Origin of the sequence: Mycobacterium paragordonae, assembly GCF_003614435.1 — a bacterium.
GTDB classification, from domain to species: Bacteria; Actinomycetota; Actinomycetes; order Mycobacteriales; family Mycobacteriaceae; genus Mycobacterium; species Mycobacterium paragordonae.
The window spans coordinates 2,326,330-2,341,641 of record NZ_CP025546.1; the positions used below are offsets into that span (position 1 = coordinate 2,326,330).

Annotated in this window: 15 protein-coding genes; 4 read left to right on the plus strand and 11 right to left on the minus strand. The window is 67.2% G+C overall.

Going from position 1 to position 15,312, the window contains the following annotated elements; all coding sequences use genetic code 11:
- Window positions 1–9: 9 nt before the first annotated feature.
- From C0J29_RS34750 to nicT, 9 genes are all read right to left on the minus strand, one after another.
- Window positions 10–129 (minus strand): DUF6893 family small protein, encoded by a 120-nt coding sequence (locus C0J29_RS34750; RefSeq protein WP_371872375.1) that lies wholly within the window; start codon window positions 127–129, stop codon window positions 10–12.
- On the minus strand, window positions 117–1,433 hold the full coding sequence (locus C0J29_RS10810) for a hypothetical protein (protein ID WP_120792308.1): 1,317 nt from the start codon (window positions 1,431–1,433) through the stop codon (window positions 117–119). The genes C0J29_RS34750 and C0J29_RS10810 overlap by 13 nt, the downstream gene beginning before the upstream one ends.
- A complete protein-coding gene (locus C0J29_RS10815) occupies window positions 1,430–2,086 on the minus strand; it encodes a DUF6084 family protein (protein ID WP_065045840.1) in 657 nt (218 codons plus the stop codon). Before C0J29_RS10815 ends, C0J29_RS10810 begins: the two co-directional genes overlap by 4 nt.
- Window positions 2,083–2,706 (minus strand): DUF5947 family protein, encoded by a 624-nt coding sequence (locus C0J29_RS10820; protein ID WP_120792309.1) that lies wholly within the window; start codon window positions 2,704–2,706, stop codon window positions 2,083–2,085. Before C0J29_RS10820 ends, C0J29_RS10815 begins: the two co-directional genes overlap by 4 nt.
- Window positions 2,703–3,572, minus strand: a complete 870-nt coding sequence (locus C0J29_RS10825) for a NifU family protein (RefSeq protein WP_120792310.1) — start codon at window positions 3,570–3,572, stop codon at window positions 2,703–2,705. The genes C0J29_RS10820 and C0J29_RS10825 overlap by 4 nt, the downstream gene beginning before the upstream one ends.
- 4 nt (window positions 3,573–3,576) lie before the next feature.
- Window positions 3,577–5,376 carry a nickel-dependent hydrogenase large subunit gene (locus C0J29_RS10830; protein WP_065045837.1) on the minus strand — a complete coding sequence of 600 codons (1,800 nt, stop codon included), beginning with the start codon at window positions 5,374–5,376 and terminating at the stop codon, window positions 3,577–3,579.
- A 68-nt stretch (window positions 5,377–5,444) separates the two neighbouring features.
- On the minus strand, window positions 5,445–6,500 hold the full coding sequence (locus C0J29_RS10835; RefSeq protein WP_065045836.1) for an NADH-quinone oxidoreductase subunit B family protein: 1,056 nt from the start codon (window positions 6,498–6,500) through the stop codon (window positions 5,445–5,447).
- A gap of 313 nt (window positions 6,501–6,813) precedes the next feature.
- On the minus strand, window positions 6,814–7,149 hold the full coding sequence (locus C0J29_RS10840; RefSeq protein WP_120792311.1) for a hydrogenase maturation nickel metallochaperone HypA: 336 nt from the start codon (window positions 7,147–7,149) through the stop codon (window positions 6,814–6,816).
- A gap of 90 nt (window positions 7,150–7,239) precedes the next feature.
- Window positions 7,240–8,355, minus strand: coding sequence for a Nickel transporter NicT (nicT, locus tag C0J29_RS10845; RefSeq protein WP_120792312.1), 1,116 nt, complete (start codon window positions 8,353–8,355; stop codon window positions 7,240–7,242).
- Window positions 8,356–8,490: 135 nt separating this feature from the next.
- Here nicT and C0J29_RS10850 point away from each other — a divergent pair, with 135 nt between their 5' ends.
- Window positions 8,491–8,964, plus strand: coding sequence for a Fur family transcriptional regulator (locus C0J29_RS10850; RefSeq protein WP_120792313.1), 474 nt, complete (start codon window positions 8,491–8,493; stop codon window positions 8,962–8,964).
- 1 nt (window position 8,965) lies between these two features.
- Here C0J29_RS10850 and mtr read toward each other — a convergent pair whose 3' ends face one another.
- Window positions 8,966–10,345: a mycothione reductase gene (gene mtr / locus C0J29_RS10855; protein WP_065045832.1), complete on the minus strand. Its 1,380-nt coding sequence runs from the start codon at window positions 10,343–10,345 to the stop codon at window positions 8,966–8,968.
- A 7-nt stretch (window positions 10,346–10,352) separates the two neighbouring features.
- A complete protein-coding gene (locus C0J29_RS10860; RefSeq protein ID WP_120792314.1) occupies window positions 10,353–11,378 on the minus strand; it encodes an alpha/beta hydrolase in 1,026 nt (341 codons plus the stop codon).
- A gap of 111 nt (window positions 11,379–11,489) precedes the next feature.
- Here C0J29_RS10860 and mqo point away from each other — a divergent pair, with 111 nt between their 5' ends.
- Genes mqo through C0J29_RS10875 form a run of 3 tightly spaced genes read left to right on the plus strand, consistent with a single transcriptional unit; the run spans window position 11,490 to window position 15,298 of the window.
- Window positions 11,490–12,971 carry a malate dehydrogenase (quinone) gene (gene mqo / locus C0J29_RS10865; protein WP_120794671.1) on the plus strand — a complete coding sequence of 494 codons (1,482 nt, stop codon included), beginning with the start codon at window positions 11,490–11,492 and terminating at the stop codon, window positions 12,969–12,971.
- A complete protein-coding gene (locus tag C0J29_RS10870) occupies window positions 12,972–13,454 on the plus strand; it encodes a GNAT family N-acetyltransferase (RefSeq protein ID WP_120792315.1) in 483 nt (160 codons plus the stop codon).
- A complete protein-coding gene (locus tag C0J29_RS10875; RefSeq protein WP_120792316.1) occupies window positions 13,451–15,298 on the plus strand; it encodes a magnesium chelatase subunit D family protein in 1,848 nt (615 codons plus the stop codon). The genes C0J29_RS10870 and C0J29_RS10875 overlap by 4 nt, the downstream gene beginning before the upstream one ends.
- The last annotated feature ends 14 nt before the right edge of the window (window positions 15,299–15,312 follow it).

The following is a 15,312-nucleotide window of genomic DNA, read 5'->3' on the forward strand; positions in this document are numbered from 1 at the left end:
AGGCCGGACCTACATTCGCCGTAACCGCAGATAGCGCTTGGCATCCGGTAGGGAAGCCAGGCCCAGCCCCACCGCGGCAGCGACGACCAGCGCGATCAGCGCGAGGAATATCCAACCTAAGACGTCCATGACGGGTTCCTTTCGGTGAGGGGTTCGATTTCGTCGGGGGAGAAGTACAGGTAGCGGCCGTACCACTCGTGCAGGTCTGCCGCCGGGTCGTCCTCGACCACTACCGCCACGTGTGTGTTGCCCTCGACGTCCTCGTGCACCGACGTGACGCGGGCGGTCTTGCCGGCCACGAAGATGTCCTGTGCGTCGGCGTTGCGCCGCGGGCGGAGTACCACCCTGCTGCCGCGGGCGACCCGCACTCCCTGAACCAGGACTGCATCGACGTCGGGGCTAACCGCGTTGTCGGCCAATGGATCCCACCAGTCGACGCCATCGGGTATCTCCGGAATGAGCCCGGCGGCGCGGTGCGGGTCGCGCAGCACACCGTGCAGGCGACCCATGTCCTCGGCCGACATCGCGTCACACTCGTCGATGATCCGTGCCGCCCGCGGATCGGTGGCCCGGGCCTGAGCTTTCTCCTCGTCGGTCATCGTCATCACGCGCAGCGTGAGTATCTCGTCGATCTCCGTGCAGTCGTACAGGGCGGTGCTGCTCTGCGCGGCCACTTCGGGGTGGTCGTAGAGGATGATCGGCGAGACCAGCAGCATGTCGTGTGCGCCCGGCGGTCCGGCCAGCACCGGGAAACACCGGTGCTGGGCACACCGTGACGCCGCGCCGGCCGCCGCGGCCGGCGGCTCCAGCAGTGAAACGAATTCACCACCAACGACTTCGGCGATCAGATGGGTGCCGATCATCGAGCGGGCCAGCGCATCGTCCTTGTGGGTGGCCGCCGCCCCGGTGTTGGCCAGGTGGACGGAAACTCTCAGCAGCTCACCATCAGGCTCGGTACGCACCACGAGCCGGCCCCGCACCTCGTACCGTTCGCGAACCAATCGGCCACCCTCGACGGCCTCGATATCGGTTGCGGGCGCCGCTGATACGGGCAGCGTCCACGGCGCATCGACCAACGGCAGCGGCCCGAACGAGGTTTCGCATTCCACCGCTTCGTCCCAGGTCAGCCAGGACCCGGCCGGGGTGCTCAGCGCGTCGACCGCCTCGAAGCCGCCGGCTACCGCGCGTTGTGCCTGGCGGCGCTGCAGTTGCAGAAAACGCACCACCAGGGTGATCGCATCCGCCGAGCGGACCAGGAACTGCGCCGCCAGCGCGTCGTCTTCGCCGAGTCCGGCCGCGGCCGCCCCCGGCGGCCCGAGTACGCCGAATTGCCAGCGGGATTGATTCTTGCTCGACGTGCCGCGGTAGGGGTAGAGCAGGTAGCCCTCGTAGAGCACCGCGTCGGCGACCGCGCGGGCCCGGTCCCAACTCATGGCGCTACCTGCCGGGTAGCCGCATCGGCCAGCAGCGCCGTCACCGCGTGGTCGAGGTCGAGCAGTCCGTTCACCGACTTGTAACCGGCCAGCGCCGAGACGGTTTCGTGGCGCAGACGGACCCATCCGGTGTTCGGGTAGTGCAGGGAGATGAGGTCACGCCAGACACTCACCGGCATGTCGTAACGATCCTCGCAGTCCCATGACACCTGCTGCACCGAGAACCCGCGCGCCGACTTCACGAAAATGGTTCCACTGAACAGGAATTGCAGGGGCAGCGCGCCGTGATCGAGGGCGTGCAGGTATTTCGCCGCCGTCACCTCGAAGTCGTAGGTGCAGTCCAGTGGTAGCGCCACCGTGGTGTTGCCGGCGAATCCCGGCACCATCGCGCCACAGTGTTGCCACAGGAAGGTGCGCTGAGTGGTGGCCCATCGCTCGCGAGTGCCGAACAGGTCGGTGAGTCCGGCGGCCTCCTGGTCGTTGTAGGAGCGCCGTAGTGGTTCAATGCGGACCTGGCAGCGCAGCGCGATCGCGTGCACGGGGTCTTCCGGGCTGGCAACGACGCCGATGCGCGCGGTCAGCATCGGTGTGACGGCATACGGTTCGGGCGCCACGTCGAGAACGGCGAAGGACACGTCCAAGTGGTCGGTCATGGCGGTGTCTCGCGCGCACGGGCCGCGATCCGCGCGAAGAATTCGTCGATGAACGCCCGCGCCTCCTGCCCGCCGTCGAATCCGTGCCACAGCGTGCGCAGCCGTCCGACGAATTCGTAGCAGGCATCGATCGGGACGAGAAACGTTTGCGGCGAGCCGGTTTCCGGCACCCGCACCAGGAGCGCCTCGACGTCATCGGCGAGTAGGTCGGCGCGGCGATCGGCGGCCCGGATGGAGTTCCACATGTCCAGGTCCAGCTCGGATTCGCAGGCGCCGGCCGGCCCGGGATAAAACGCGACGGTGCGGCCCAGCGCGGAGTTGGTGAAGAAGAACGCGACCCCGACGGGAATCTGCATCGCCTCCCAGGCGCGCCGATCCAGGGCGAAATCGGTGAAGGCCAGGTACCGGTCGGGCACCGCGCGGTAGCGCAGTTCGGCGTGCGGGTCGGTGAACAGCAGGTAGCAGCCGCGGCAGACGCACATCAGCTGCCGCCCAGCCACATTCACCACGTGCTGGTGCTCGTCGGCTATCGTCTCGGCGCACATCTCACACCGTTCCCCGGCCGGCTCGGGAGGTCGCCGGCTGCTGATCCGGGTCAACACGTCGTACGGACTGCTCATGCCGAAGCTCCCAGCATTTCGCGCGGCAACGCCAGCGACAGCACCCCGTCCCGGGTCAGCAGGGGCAGTGGCTCGAGGTGGCTGCCAGGCCCGGCCCCCGCCTGGATGACGTCGAATTCCGTTGCACATCGCGGGCATCGGAGCAAGCCGCCGTGCAGCTGCGCGCCGGCCAGCGTGTCGACGCAGACCGGGCAGTGGTCGCGGTAGGCCAGGCTGCGGTCACCGACGCGGCAGGCCAGCACCGGCGTGCCGGCGATCAGGAAGCCGGCCACCTCGCCGGGGACCAGGTCGGCCAACTCCGGCGCCGGGTGCCAGGCCGCGATTCCGTTGGAACGCATTGGCGCCAGCAGTGATTCGGCCGGGATGACGTCGGTGTGCCGCGCGGCCACCACCTCGATTTCGGAAATCTCCGGCGCAGCGGCCCTTATCGCGTCTTCCACCGCGAACTCGAGCGTCACTGCCGAGGACGGACAACTCTTGCAGCTGCCCTGGAAAGCCAGCCGCACCGTGTCGTCGGCGATCTCGAGCAGCTCGACATCGCCGCCGTGCGAACCCAGATAGGGGCGCACCCGGTCCAGGGCGTCACCGACCCGGCGCCGCACATCGTGCGGGTGCAGGCCGTGGACCAGGAGCAGGCTGGCCACCAGGTCGTCGGTGGCCAGCCGCTCGGCTAATTGAGGGTCGGCATGCGCCAAGATCCGTTGCAGGCCGGCACCGTACAGTCCGACCACCTCGCGGACCAGCTGCTGCGCGCGGTCGTATGCGGCCGTCCCGCCCGCGGCGCAGGAATCCAGTAGCGTCTGGATCCGGTCGCCCGCGGTGCGCCACTCGGTGTCTGATTCCCGGTCATCTGGGCGAGCCACCATCTCCTCACTCCATTACGGGTGACTGGGTGGGCGTGTGCAATCTCTCCAGCGTCTTGCCCTTGCCCAGGTACATGTGCACGCCGCAGGGCAGGCACGGATCGAAGCTGCGCACCGTGCGCATCACGTCGATGCCTTTGAAGTTCTCCCGATCGTTCTCCTCGAAGATCGGCTGTCCTTGCACCGCGTCCTCGTACGGACCCGGCGTGCCGTAGCTGTCGCGCGGGTTGGCGTTCCACGGGGTGGGCGGGTACGGATGGTAGTTGGCGATCTTGCCGTCGCGGATCACCATGTGGTGGCTCAGTACGCCGCGCACGGCCTCGGTGAATCCGCAGCCGATGCCCTCGTCGGGCACTTCGAATTTCTCCCAGGTTTTCGTTCGCCCCGCACGGATCTCGGCCAAAGCCTGTTCGGCGAAATACAGTCCGCACGCGGCGGCGTACGCCTGGAAGTAGGTACGGGCACGGTTGCGTTCGATGGTGTTGGAGCCGTGCCTAGGCACCTTCCACTCGAACTCGACCGGGCCCTTCAGCGCGGTCTTGGGCAGGTTGATCTTGACGCTGTTGCCGGTGGCCTTGACGTAGCCGATATCGACGAGGCCGGCCAGCGCGGTCGACCACAACCGGGCCAGCGGGCCGCCGCCGGTGTCCAGCGCCAGGTGGTCCTTGCCGTCGAACCAGCGCGGTGACATCACCCAGCTGTAATTGCCGCCGTCCATTTCGCGCTTCTGCGGATGCGGGTTGGTGTGCTGGTTCCACGGGTGCCGCCGGTCCACCGGGTTGCCCAGCGGATCGGTCTTGACGAACATCTCCTGGTCGGTCCAGTCGTCGTAATACGAACTGCCCAAAAGGATCCGGATGCCCAGGTTGATGTCGACCAGGGAATGGGTGAGGAGCTTGCCGTCGACGACGACGCCCGGGGTGACGTACATCGCGTTGCCCCAGCGCTCCATGTCCTTGTACTCGAAGTTGCACACCTCGGGATCCTGGAACGAGCCCCAGCAGCCCAGCAGGGTGCGGCGCAGGCCCACCTTCTCGTAGCCGGGCAGTGCCTCGTAGAAGAAGTCGAACAGGTCGTCGTGCATCGGGACGACCTTCTTCATGAACTCGACGTAGCGCATCAACCGGGTCATGTAGTCGGTCATCAGCTGGATCGTGGCCACCGTGCCGACGCCGCCGGGGTACAGCGTGGACGGATGGACGTGCCGACCTTCCATGAGACAGAACATCTCTCGGGTCCAGCGGCTGACCTGGAGTGCTTCGCGGTAGAACTCACCGCTGAACGGGTTGAGCGACCGCATGATGTCCGCGATCGTCTTGTAACCGTGCGCGTCGGCGTGCGGCGCCGCGGTCTTCTCCGCCTTAGCAAGTACACCCGGATTTGTTTCGGCGACCATCTTCTCGCAGAAGTCGACCCCCACCAGGTTCTCCTGGAATATGTTGTGGTCGAACATGTATTCCGCGGCCTCGCCCAGGTTGACGATCCATTCGCCGATGTGCGGCGGCTTGACCCCGTAGGCCATGTTCTGCGCGTAGCAGGAGCAGGTGGCGTGGTTGTCGCCGCAGATGCCGCAGATGCGGCTGGTGATGAAATGGGCGTCGCGAGGGTCCTTGCCCTTCATGAAGATCGAGTAGCCGCGGAAGATCGACGACGTGCTGTGGCATTCGACCACTTCGCGGTTCTCGAAATCGATCTTGGTGTAGATGCCGAGGCTGCCGACGATCCGGGTGATGGGGTCCCAGGCCATTTCGACGAGCTGACCGGGTTCCCGCTTGGAAGTTGACGGTTCGGGAATGATGGTTGTCATAGCGAATACTGCTCTCCGCCCTGCGGGCTGTGTGGAGGGGTGAGGCCGGCCGCGACCGGCCGTGGCGCTCACCAGGTTCGGCGGGCTCCGGTGACCAGTTCGGTGCCCTTGTGGCGCCAGCGTGGTTCCTTGTCAACGGTCTTCGCCGTGATGTGACGCAGGCTCCGGATCACGGTCCCGTACAGACCCGAAGCCGTGCTGGACAGTTTGCCGCCCGGTGGTTCGTCCATGAACGGCATGAACTTGTCCGGGAAGCCGGGCATCGTGCAGCCGATGCAGATGCCGCCGACATTCGGGCAGCCCCCGATACCGTTGATCCAGCCTCGCTTGGGCACATTGCACTTCACCACGGGTCCCCAACAGCCAAGCTTGACAATGCATTTGGGTGACCCGTATTCCGTGGCGAAGTCACCCTGCTCGTAGTAACCAGCCCGGTCGCACCCTTCGTGCACGGTCTGGCCGAACAGCCATTTGGGGCGCAGGGCGTCGTCGAGCGGGATCATCGGCGCCTGACCGGTCGCCATGTACAGCAGGTAGGTCAGCGTCTCGGCCAGGTTGTCCGGATGGATCGGGCACCCGGGCACGCAGACGATCGGTATGCCGGCCTTGCTCTTCCAGTCCCAGCCGAGGTAGTCGGGCACGCCCATCGCGCCGGTCGGGTTGCCGGCCATTGCGTGGATTCCGCCGTAGGTCGCGCAAGTCCCGACGGCGACGACCGCAGTGGCCTTGGGAGTCAACCGGTCCAGCCATTCGCTGGTCGTCATCGGTTGGCCGGTGGCCGGGTCGTTGCCGAAGCCGCACCAATAACCTTCGCTCTTGATCTGCTCGTTGGGAATCGATCCCTCGACGACCAGCACGAAGGGTTCCAACTCCCCGCGATCGGCTTTGAAGAACCATTCCAGGAAGTCGTCGGCCCCTCCATTGGGCCCGCACTCGAAGTCGATCAGCGGCCAGTGAACGGCGACCTGCGGGAGACCGGGCAGCGCACCTAAGGCGATTTCCTCGACGCTGGGCTGGGTGGCGGCAGTCAACGCCACCGAATCGCCGTCGCAACTGAGGCCGGCATTGATCCACAGAACGTGAATCAACGTTTGTTCTGCTTTGACTGCTGCTTCTGTTGGCATAGTGCAGCTTTCCGGGGCCGGGCTGATGCCCCTACGCCGCCGGAGTCGACCGTCGGCCCACTTGCGCGGCGCTATCTTCAGGCCTACTCGCGCTATTGGGCAATGTCAACGGTTCGCCGTGACTGCGTCGTTGGACAGACGTGTCACAACACCTGGCGCTTGCCGAAAGAGGCTGTTTCGCAAAGTTATCGGAGTACGGCATTCCAGATGATGAACCGCCGGTTCCGAACTTTATTGTCGGCTCCGTTATTTCCATCCTGCGGCCTATTCGCAAGAGCGCATCGGCGCGAAATGCGGCTACGCTGACCGGATTTCAGGAAACCTCGAGTGAAGTCACCAGAAACTCGTTGCCGCGCAGCACCTCGACGTCCGAGCTTTCGCATTGTGGACACCAGATCGACCATGGCGAAGTGATCTCCGACTGGCCGTCGCAGGCACGGCAGCGCACCTGGGCGGCGACGTGTTCGATGCACAACTCGGCGTCGGGCATGTCCTCGGCATCTCGGACCAGCGTCCAACAGAATGACAGGGAGTCGGGGACGACCTGCCGAAGGGAGCCGATTCGCACCCGCACCAGGTCGACGTGACGGCCCGCGGCGTGGGACTTGGCCACCCCGGCGATCGCCTGGCACAGCGAGAGTTCATGCACCGTCGCTCACGGTAGCACGCCGAAAAGCGCTGTGGGTCAGAACAACTGACGGAAGAATCCGGTGATGTAGGCAGGGGAAGCCGGTTCCAGCTAGCCCACGCGCTCCGTCGCGGGCGCCCACTTCTCTTCGATTCGTCCGTAGCGCCATACCAGCAGCGCGACGGCCCAGGTGAGGACGAACATCCCGACGACGACGAAGCCCACCGTGTTCAGGTCCAGCCCGGCGATCCAGTCCCACAGGCCGCCGCGCCAGCCGAGGTGATCGGCGAACAGCCCGAGCAGCTCCACCGTGCCGATCAGCAGCGCCACCGCCACCGACAGCCCGGTGACGGTGAGGTTGTAATAGATCTTGCGCACCGGGTTGGAGAACGCCCAGCCGTAAGCGAAGTTCATGAATGACCCGTCGATCGTGTCCAGCAGACACATGCCGGCCGTGAACAAGACCGGCAGGCACAGGATGGCGTACCAGGGCAGCCCCGACGCCGCGCTGGTGCCGGCCAGCACCAGCAGCGCGATCTCGGTGGCCGTGTCAAAGCCCAGGCCGAACAGCAGTCCGAGCGGGTACATGTGCCAGGACTTGGTGATCGACTTGGTGAGGCGTCCGAGGAATCGGTTGATCAGGCCGCGGTTGTCCAGCTGCTGCTCGAGTTCCGCTTCATTGAACTCACCCTGGCGCAACCGCCGGAAAACCCGCAGGATTCCGACCAGCACGACGATGTTCATCAGGGCGATCAAGTAGAGGAACCCGCCCGAGACGCTGGTACCGATCAGACCGGTATAGAAGTGCAGTCGTGATGAGTCGTCCTCGACGGGGCCCACGACGGCGCGCAGCCCGACTGCCAGCAGCAGCGCCAGGGTGAACACCACCGAGGAGTGGCCCAGGGAGAAGAAGAAGCCGACGGCCAGGGGCCGCTGGCCCTCACTCATCAGCTTGCGGGTGGTGTTGTCGATGGCGGCGATGTGGTCCGCGTCGAACGCATGCCGCAGCCCCAACGTATAGGCGGTGAGTCCGATGCCCACGCCAAATGCCTTGTGGCCCAAGCTCAGATGCGCCGGCTCCACCACCAGGATCAGGGTCAGCCAGCCCACCAGATGCAGCGCCGCGATCACCGCCAGCATCAGGCCCAGCCGCCCCCACTCCGCGGGTGACAGCGCCGCCCGCAGCCGCGACCAGGGCGACTGCCGGTCGAGTTGGTCGCTGGCCATTCAAGATCCTTCCCGCTGACGGAGACGCGCTCAACTGTAGGTTCGCTGCCGAGCTGGTTGCAAGTGACTTGCAGGAGCCGGACCCGCCGTGGTCTTGCGCTGGCAATCCCGGGCCGGTGGCGCGACACTGAACGGGTGACGACTGAACCGGCGGGCCTGGACCCGGCGGCCACCGAGCGGATCGGGGAACTGCTGCGCGCCCGCGGGCTGCGGCGGATGGCCTCGCGGATCCAGGTGTTGGCGATCCTGGAGCCGTTCAACGGGCACCTGTCGGTGGCCGAGATCCAGCACCGGCTGCCGGCGTGCCTGGCGCCGGGAGTCCAGCCACCGGACCTCGCGACCATTTACCGCACGGTGACCACCCTGGTCGACCAGGGCGTGCTGCACGCGTTGACCCTCGACGGCGGAGTCACCACCTACGGCATGGCCACCGCACCGCACCACCACGCGGTGTGCACGCAGTGCGGAGCGATCATCGAGGTGCCCGCCCGTCAGCTCAGTTCGGCGCTCGAACATGCGATGGCGGGCAGTTCCTTCGCGCTGTCCGAGCGGGCCGGCCTGACGCTGCACGGACTGTGCCCGGCCTGTCAGCAACGGGCGCAGGACTGAGTCAGCTCAGACCCAGCAGCGCGTTCTCCACCACCTCGGCCAGAGCGGGATGGATCCAGTACTGTCCGCGGGCCATCTGGTGGGCGGTGAGCCCGAAGCTCATCGCCTGAATCAGCGGCTGAATCAGCGACGACGCCTGATAGCCCATCAGGTGCGCGCCCAGCAGCCGGCCGGTGCCGCGCTCGGCGATCAACTTGACGATGCCGGTGGTGTCCTCCATCGCCCACCCGTAGGCGACGTCGGCGTAGTCCTGGATCTTCACCGAGATATCGAAACCCTGTGCCACTGCCTGGTTTTCGGTCAGTCCCACGCTGGCCAACTGCGGATCGGTGAATACCGCTGAGGGGACGAACCGGTGGTCGGTGACGGCCATCGATTCGGTGTCGTCCCAGTCGCAGAGCAGGTTTCGCTGCACGACGCGGGCCTCGTGGTTGGCGACATGCTTGAGCTGATAGGGCGACGACACGTCACCCAGGGCGAAAACGCCACGCGCGGAGGTGCGTTGGTACTGGTCGACGATGACGCGTCCATTTTCGACGGCGACTCCGGCCTGCTCCGCGTCGAGCAGGTCGGCATTGGATATCCGTCCGGTAGCCACCAGCAGCGCGTCGGCGTCCAGGGTGCTCCCGTCGTCGAGTTGCAGCGAAACACCGGAATCACGGTTGTGCCCGTCGACGACGTTGCGGTGGGTGCGCAGTTCCCACTTGCCGGACACGATGCGGGTGAACCGTTCGCAGATGGTGTCGTCGCAGTGACGCAGCAGGCAGCTGCCCCTTACCACCAGCGTGACCCGCGAGCCCAGCGCCGAGAACACGTGCGCGAATTCCGCTGCGACAAAACCGCTTCCAACGATCACCAGGTGCTCGGGAACATCGGCAATCCGCATGATGGTGTCGCTGGTGTGGTACTTGACGCCCGAGGCGGCGATCGCCGGCGGTACCGTCGGCCGCGAGCCCGCCGCGATCACCACCTGGTCGGCGGTGAACTCCTCGCCGGCGTCGGTACGCAACAGGTAGCGCCCGTCGGCCGCGATGGGCCCGAAACGCGTGTGACTGTCGTACACATCGATGTTGGGCGCCGAGCGGCGGTAATCTTCGCCGCTGGGCCCGATCGGATCGATGCGCCCGAACACCCGCGACACGATGTCCGTCCAGCGCACCCCGTCGATGTGCGCGTCCACGCCGTACCGGGCCGCGCCCTGGATCGTCTTCGCCACCTCGGCGGCGTAGACGAACATCTTGGTGGGGATGCACCCGACGTTCAGGCAGGTGCCGCCGAAGACGCCCTGCTCGCAGATCGCCACCCGCTTGGCCGCATAGTGTTCATTGAGAATGCTGTTGCCCGAACCGGTTCCGATGATCGCGAGGTCGTAGGTCTCCATCGATGCGTCACCCTTTCCCCGACTGGTTCTCGGGCGGGACCGAGGCGTCGGTGTCGTTGAGCCTGCTGAGGTGTTCGTCGAGCCAGCGGTCCAGATGGCGATACGCTAGCTGACGGGGTTGGGGAAGCGACAGAAACACATCGTGTTTGGCATCCGGCACCGGAATGATGCTGGTGCGGTTGCCGATACAGCCGGCCCACCGCGCGATCTGGCCGACGTCGAGCACCGCGTCGCCGCGCTGCAGGGCCGCCGGTTCGGCGCTCTCGGGCACGGTGTGGTCCGAGCGCAGGATCAGGTTGGGCACCCCGACGTCGAGGCCGCGGTGCAGCCGGGCCTGGCCGCGGCGTACCGCGTGCAGCCAGCCGAACGTGACGGGGAAGCCGCCCAACGGTTTCCACTGCAGGTTGTAGTCGAACTCGCCGTGGTAATCGCGGTGCAGGCTCGACCCGTAGCCGCCGCTTCCGCTGGCCCGGGCGACGCCCTTGCTGCGCATCCGCGACAGGGCCGCGATGGTTGCCGACGTGACTCCGAGCCGCAGGATCGCCGGGCCGTGCAGGTCGAGGAACGGGCTGTTGAGCACCAGGCCGCTCACACCGGCCTGCGCGACCGCATCCTGGCGACGCAGCCGGTCCAGCCACAGCGACAGGATCAGACCCCCGGCCGAATGGCCGTACATCAGCACCTCGGTGTCGGACTGCTCGCGGATCAGCGCCAGCGCCTGGTTCAACTCGTCGTCGTAGTGGGCCAGGTTGCTGGTGAAATGCGGCGTCTGCTCCGCCCGGTGCGAGCGGCCGCACTTGCGCAGGTCCAGGGCGTAGAACGTGAAGCCGCGGTCGGCGAAGTGGTCGGCCAGCGCGGTGTGGAAGAAATAGTCGGTGTAGCCGTGCACGGCCAGCACCGCACGGCCGGCCGCCGGTTGCGGACCACGGCGCACGAGCGTTGCGACGATCTCACCCTCGCCGTCCGGGTCGGGCCCGAGCGGGATGGTGCACTGCCAGTAGCCCGGCAGGACGTCGGGCTCCCAGCCAGTCACGAGGCCAGCTTAGAGGTTGCGGCCGTGGCGGATGCGGTGGATTGGGTGCCCAACTCCTTCGGCGATAACCTGGGGAACCGGCAGTCTTCCCAGAAAGGACCAGCGATCGGCGTGGCACAGCAAGCCAGAACCGACGTCGTGCTGGTGGGTGCCGGAATCATGAGCGCCACCCTGGGCGCGTTGCTGCGGCGGCTGGAGCCCGGCTGGTCGATCACCGTGATCGAGCGCCTGGACGGCGTCGGCGCCGAGAGCAGCAGCCCGTGGAACAACGCCGGCACCGGGCATGCGGGGCTGTGCGAAATGAACTACACCCCGCAGCTCCCGGACGGCTCGATCGACATCACCAAGGCGGTACTGGTCAACGAGCAGTTCCAGATCACCCGGCAGTTCTGGGCCTACGCGGCCGAGAACGGCATCGTCACCGATGTACCGGGGTTCCTCAACCCGGTTCCGCATGTCAGTTTCGTGCGCGGCGTGGCCGGCGTCGACTATCTGCGGCGACGCCGTGACGCGTTGGCCCGCAACCCGTTGTTCGCCGCCACCGAGTTGGTGGTGGACCCCGACGAGTTCGCGCGCCGGCTGCCGTTCATGGCCGCCAACCGTGACTTCGCCGAACCGGTGGCCCTGAACTGGGCCGCCGACGGCACGGACGTCGACTTCGGCGCTCTGTCCCGGCAACTCATCGGCTACTGCGTGAAAGCCGGTGCCACCGTGTGGTTCGGCCATCAGGTGCGCAAGCTGGCCCGCCGGCACGATGGCGGCTGGACGCTGACCGTGGGCAACCGGCGCACCGGTGAAAAGCGAAAGCTGGATGCCAGATTCGTGTTCGTCGGGGCCGGCGGCGACGCCTTGCCGTTGCTGCAGAAGGCCGGTATCGACGAGATCCGCGGCTTCGCGGGGTTCCCGATCGGCGGCCGTTTCCTGCGCACCGCCAACCCCAGGCTCACGGCCGCGCACCGGGCCAAGGTGTACGGCTCGCCGGCGGCGGGAGCGCCGCCGTTGGGCGCGCTGCACCTGGACCTGCGGTTCGTCAACGGCCGGCCGTGGCTGGTGTTCGGGCCTTACGCCGGTTGGTCGCCGAAATTCCTCAAGCACGGGCACGTCAGCGACCTGCCCCGCTCGATACGGCCGGACAATCTGCCGTCCATGCTCGGCGTCGGCGTGCGGGAGATGACACTGCTCCGCTATCTGATCGCCCAACTGCGGCTCACCGAACCGGACCGGGTGGCCGCGTTGCGTGAATTCGCCCCCAGCGCAGTGGATTCCGATTGGGAGCTGACGGTGGCCGGGCAGCGAGTGCAGGTGATCCGGCGGACCAGGGGCAAGGGCGGGGCGCTGGAGTTCGGCACCACGATCGTGGGCGCCGCCGACGGCAGCATCGCCGGCCTGCTCGGTGGCTCACCGGGCGCCTCGACCGCCGTCCCGGCGATGCTGGACGTGCTGCAACGCTGTTTCGCCAACAGGTACCAGTCGTGGTTACCTACCCTCAAAGAGATCGTGCCGTCCTTGGGAGCTGACTTGTCGCGTGAACCCGCCCTTTACGACGAGTTGAGGTCGTGGACCAACAAGACGTTGCGGCTGGAGGCGGCGTAAATGAGTGAGGCGTTGCGACGTTCCTGGTTCAAAGACCTTGACGCGCGGACTCTTTACGAACTGCTCAAGCTGCGGGTCGAGGTGTTCGTGGTCGAACAGGCCTGCCCCTACCCGGAATTGGACGGGCGCGACCTGCTCGCCGAAACCCGGCACTTCTGGCTGGAATCCACCGACGGAGAGGTGATCTGCACATTGCGGTTGATGGAGGAGCACGCCGGTGGTGAGAAGGCGTTCCGGATCGGCCGGGTGTGCACCAAGCGCAGCGCGCGCGGGCAGGGCCACGCCACTCGCCTGCTGCGCGCCGCGCTGGCCGAAGTGGGCGACTACCCGTGTCGCATCGACGCCCAGAAATACCTGGCCGAGATGTACGCCCGGCACGGCTTCGTCCGCGACGGTGACGATTTCCTCGACGACGGTATCCCGCATGTGCCGATGCTCAGACCAGGTTCAGGGCCGGCTTCTCCCGCGGCGGGCGCCCGGTGAAGCCCTATCCGTTCAGCGCGATCGTCGGGCACGACCAGCTGCGGCTGGCGCTGCTGCTGTGCGCAGTGCGGCCCGAGATCGGCGGCGCCCTCATCCGCGGTGAGAAGGGCACCGCCAAGTCGACCGCGGTGCGCGGGCTGGCCGCGCTGTTGTCCGCCGCGACCGACTCCGGCGGGGCGGGCCTGGTGGAGATGCCGTTGGGGGCCACCGAAGACCGGGTCGTCGGCTCGCTGGACCTGCAGCGGGTGTTGCGTGACGGCGAGCACGCCTTCTCCCCGGGCCTGCTGGCCCGCGCTCACGGCGGCGTCCTCTATGTCGACGAGGTGAACCTGCTGCACGACCATCTGGTCGACATCCTGCTCGACGCCGCCGCCATGGGCCGGGTGCACATCGAACGAGACGGCATCTCCCATACCCACGAGGCCCGGTTCGTCCTGATCGGAACCATGAACCCCGAAGAGGGCGAACTGCGCCCGCAGCTGTTGGACCGGTTTGGTCTCACGGTCGACGTGCAGGCCTCGCGCGACGTCGATGTGCGGGTGGAAGTGATCCGTCAGCGGATGGCCTACGAAGCCGATCCCGACGCGTTCGCCCGCAAGTACGCCGACGCCGACGCCGAGTTGGCCGGCCGGATCGCCGCGGCCCGTGCCATGGTCGACGATGTGGTGTTGCCCGACAACGAGTTACGGCGCATCGCGGCGCTGTGCGCGGCCTTCGACGTCGACGGCATGCGAGCCGATCTGGTGGTGGCGCGCACCGCCGCCGCCCACGCGGCCTGGCGCGGCGCGCTCGTGATCGAAGAACAGGACATCCGGGTGGCCGCTGAACTGGCGTTGCCGCACCGTCGCCGACGTGATCCCTTCGACGACCACGGCATCGAGCGCGACCAATTGGACGAAGCGTTGGCCCGGGCGGATGCGGAGTCTAGGACCCAACCCGACCCCGAGCCCGATCCCGATCCTCCCCATGGCGGTCAACCCGCCGAAGACTCTGTCCCCGAACAGAATTCGGGTGGCACCCAGGCACCGGCACCGCCACGGCCCAGCGCGCCGCCTTCGAAGGTGTTTCGCACCCGGGCCTTGACGGTGCCCGGGGTCGGCGAAGGCGCACCCGGTCGTCGGTCCCGCGCCCGCAACGCCGCCGGCAGCGTCGTGGCCGCCGCCGACCCCACCGACCCGGGCGCGCACGGCCTGCACCTGTTCGCCACCCTGCTGACGGCCGCCGAAGACGCCGATCGGGCCGGGCCCCTGCTCCTACAGCCCAGCCACCTGCGCCGGGCGGTTCGCGAGGGACGCGAAGGCAACCTGGTGATCTTCGTCGTCGACGCCTCCGGGTCGATGGCCGCCCGCGACCGGATGGCCGCCGTCAGCGGGGCCACCATGTCGTTGCTGCGCGACGCCTACCAGCGACGCGACAAGGTCGCCGTGATCACCTTCCGCCAGCAGGAAGCCAGGATCCTGCTGCCGCCAACGTCGTCGGCGCACATCGCCGGACGGCGACTGTCCCGGTTCGACACCGGCGGCAGAACTCCACTCGCCGAGGGCCTGATGGCCGCGCGGGGACTGGTCATCCGCGAGAAGGTGCGCGACCGGGCCCGCCGCCCGCTGGTCGTGGTGCTCACTGACGGCCGCGCCACCGCTGGCCCGGATCCGTTGAACCGCAGCAGGATTGCTGCGGCCCGGTTGGCGGCTGAAGGTGTTGCCGCCGTCGTCGTCGACTGCGAGACGTCCTATGTCCGGCTGGGCCTGGCCGGCCGGTTGGCACAACAGCTCGGCGCGCCCATCATGCGGCTGGAACATCTGCACGCCGATCACCTGACCCAAGCCGTCCGCAGCGTGGCGTGAGCTGGTAATCGCCT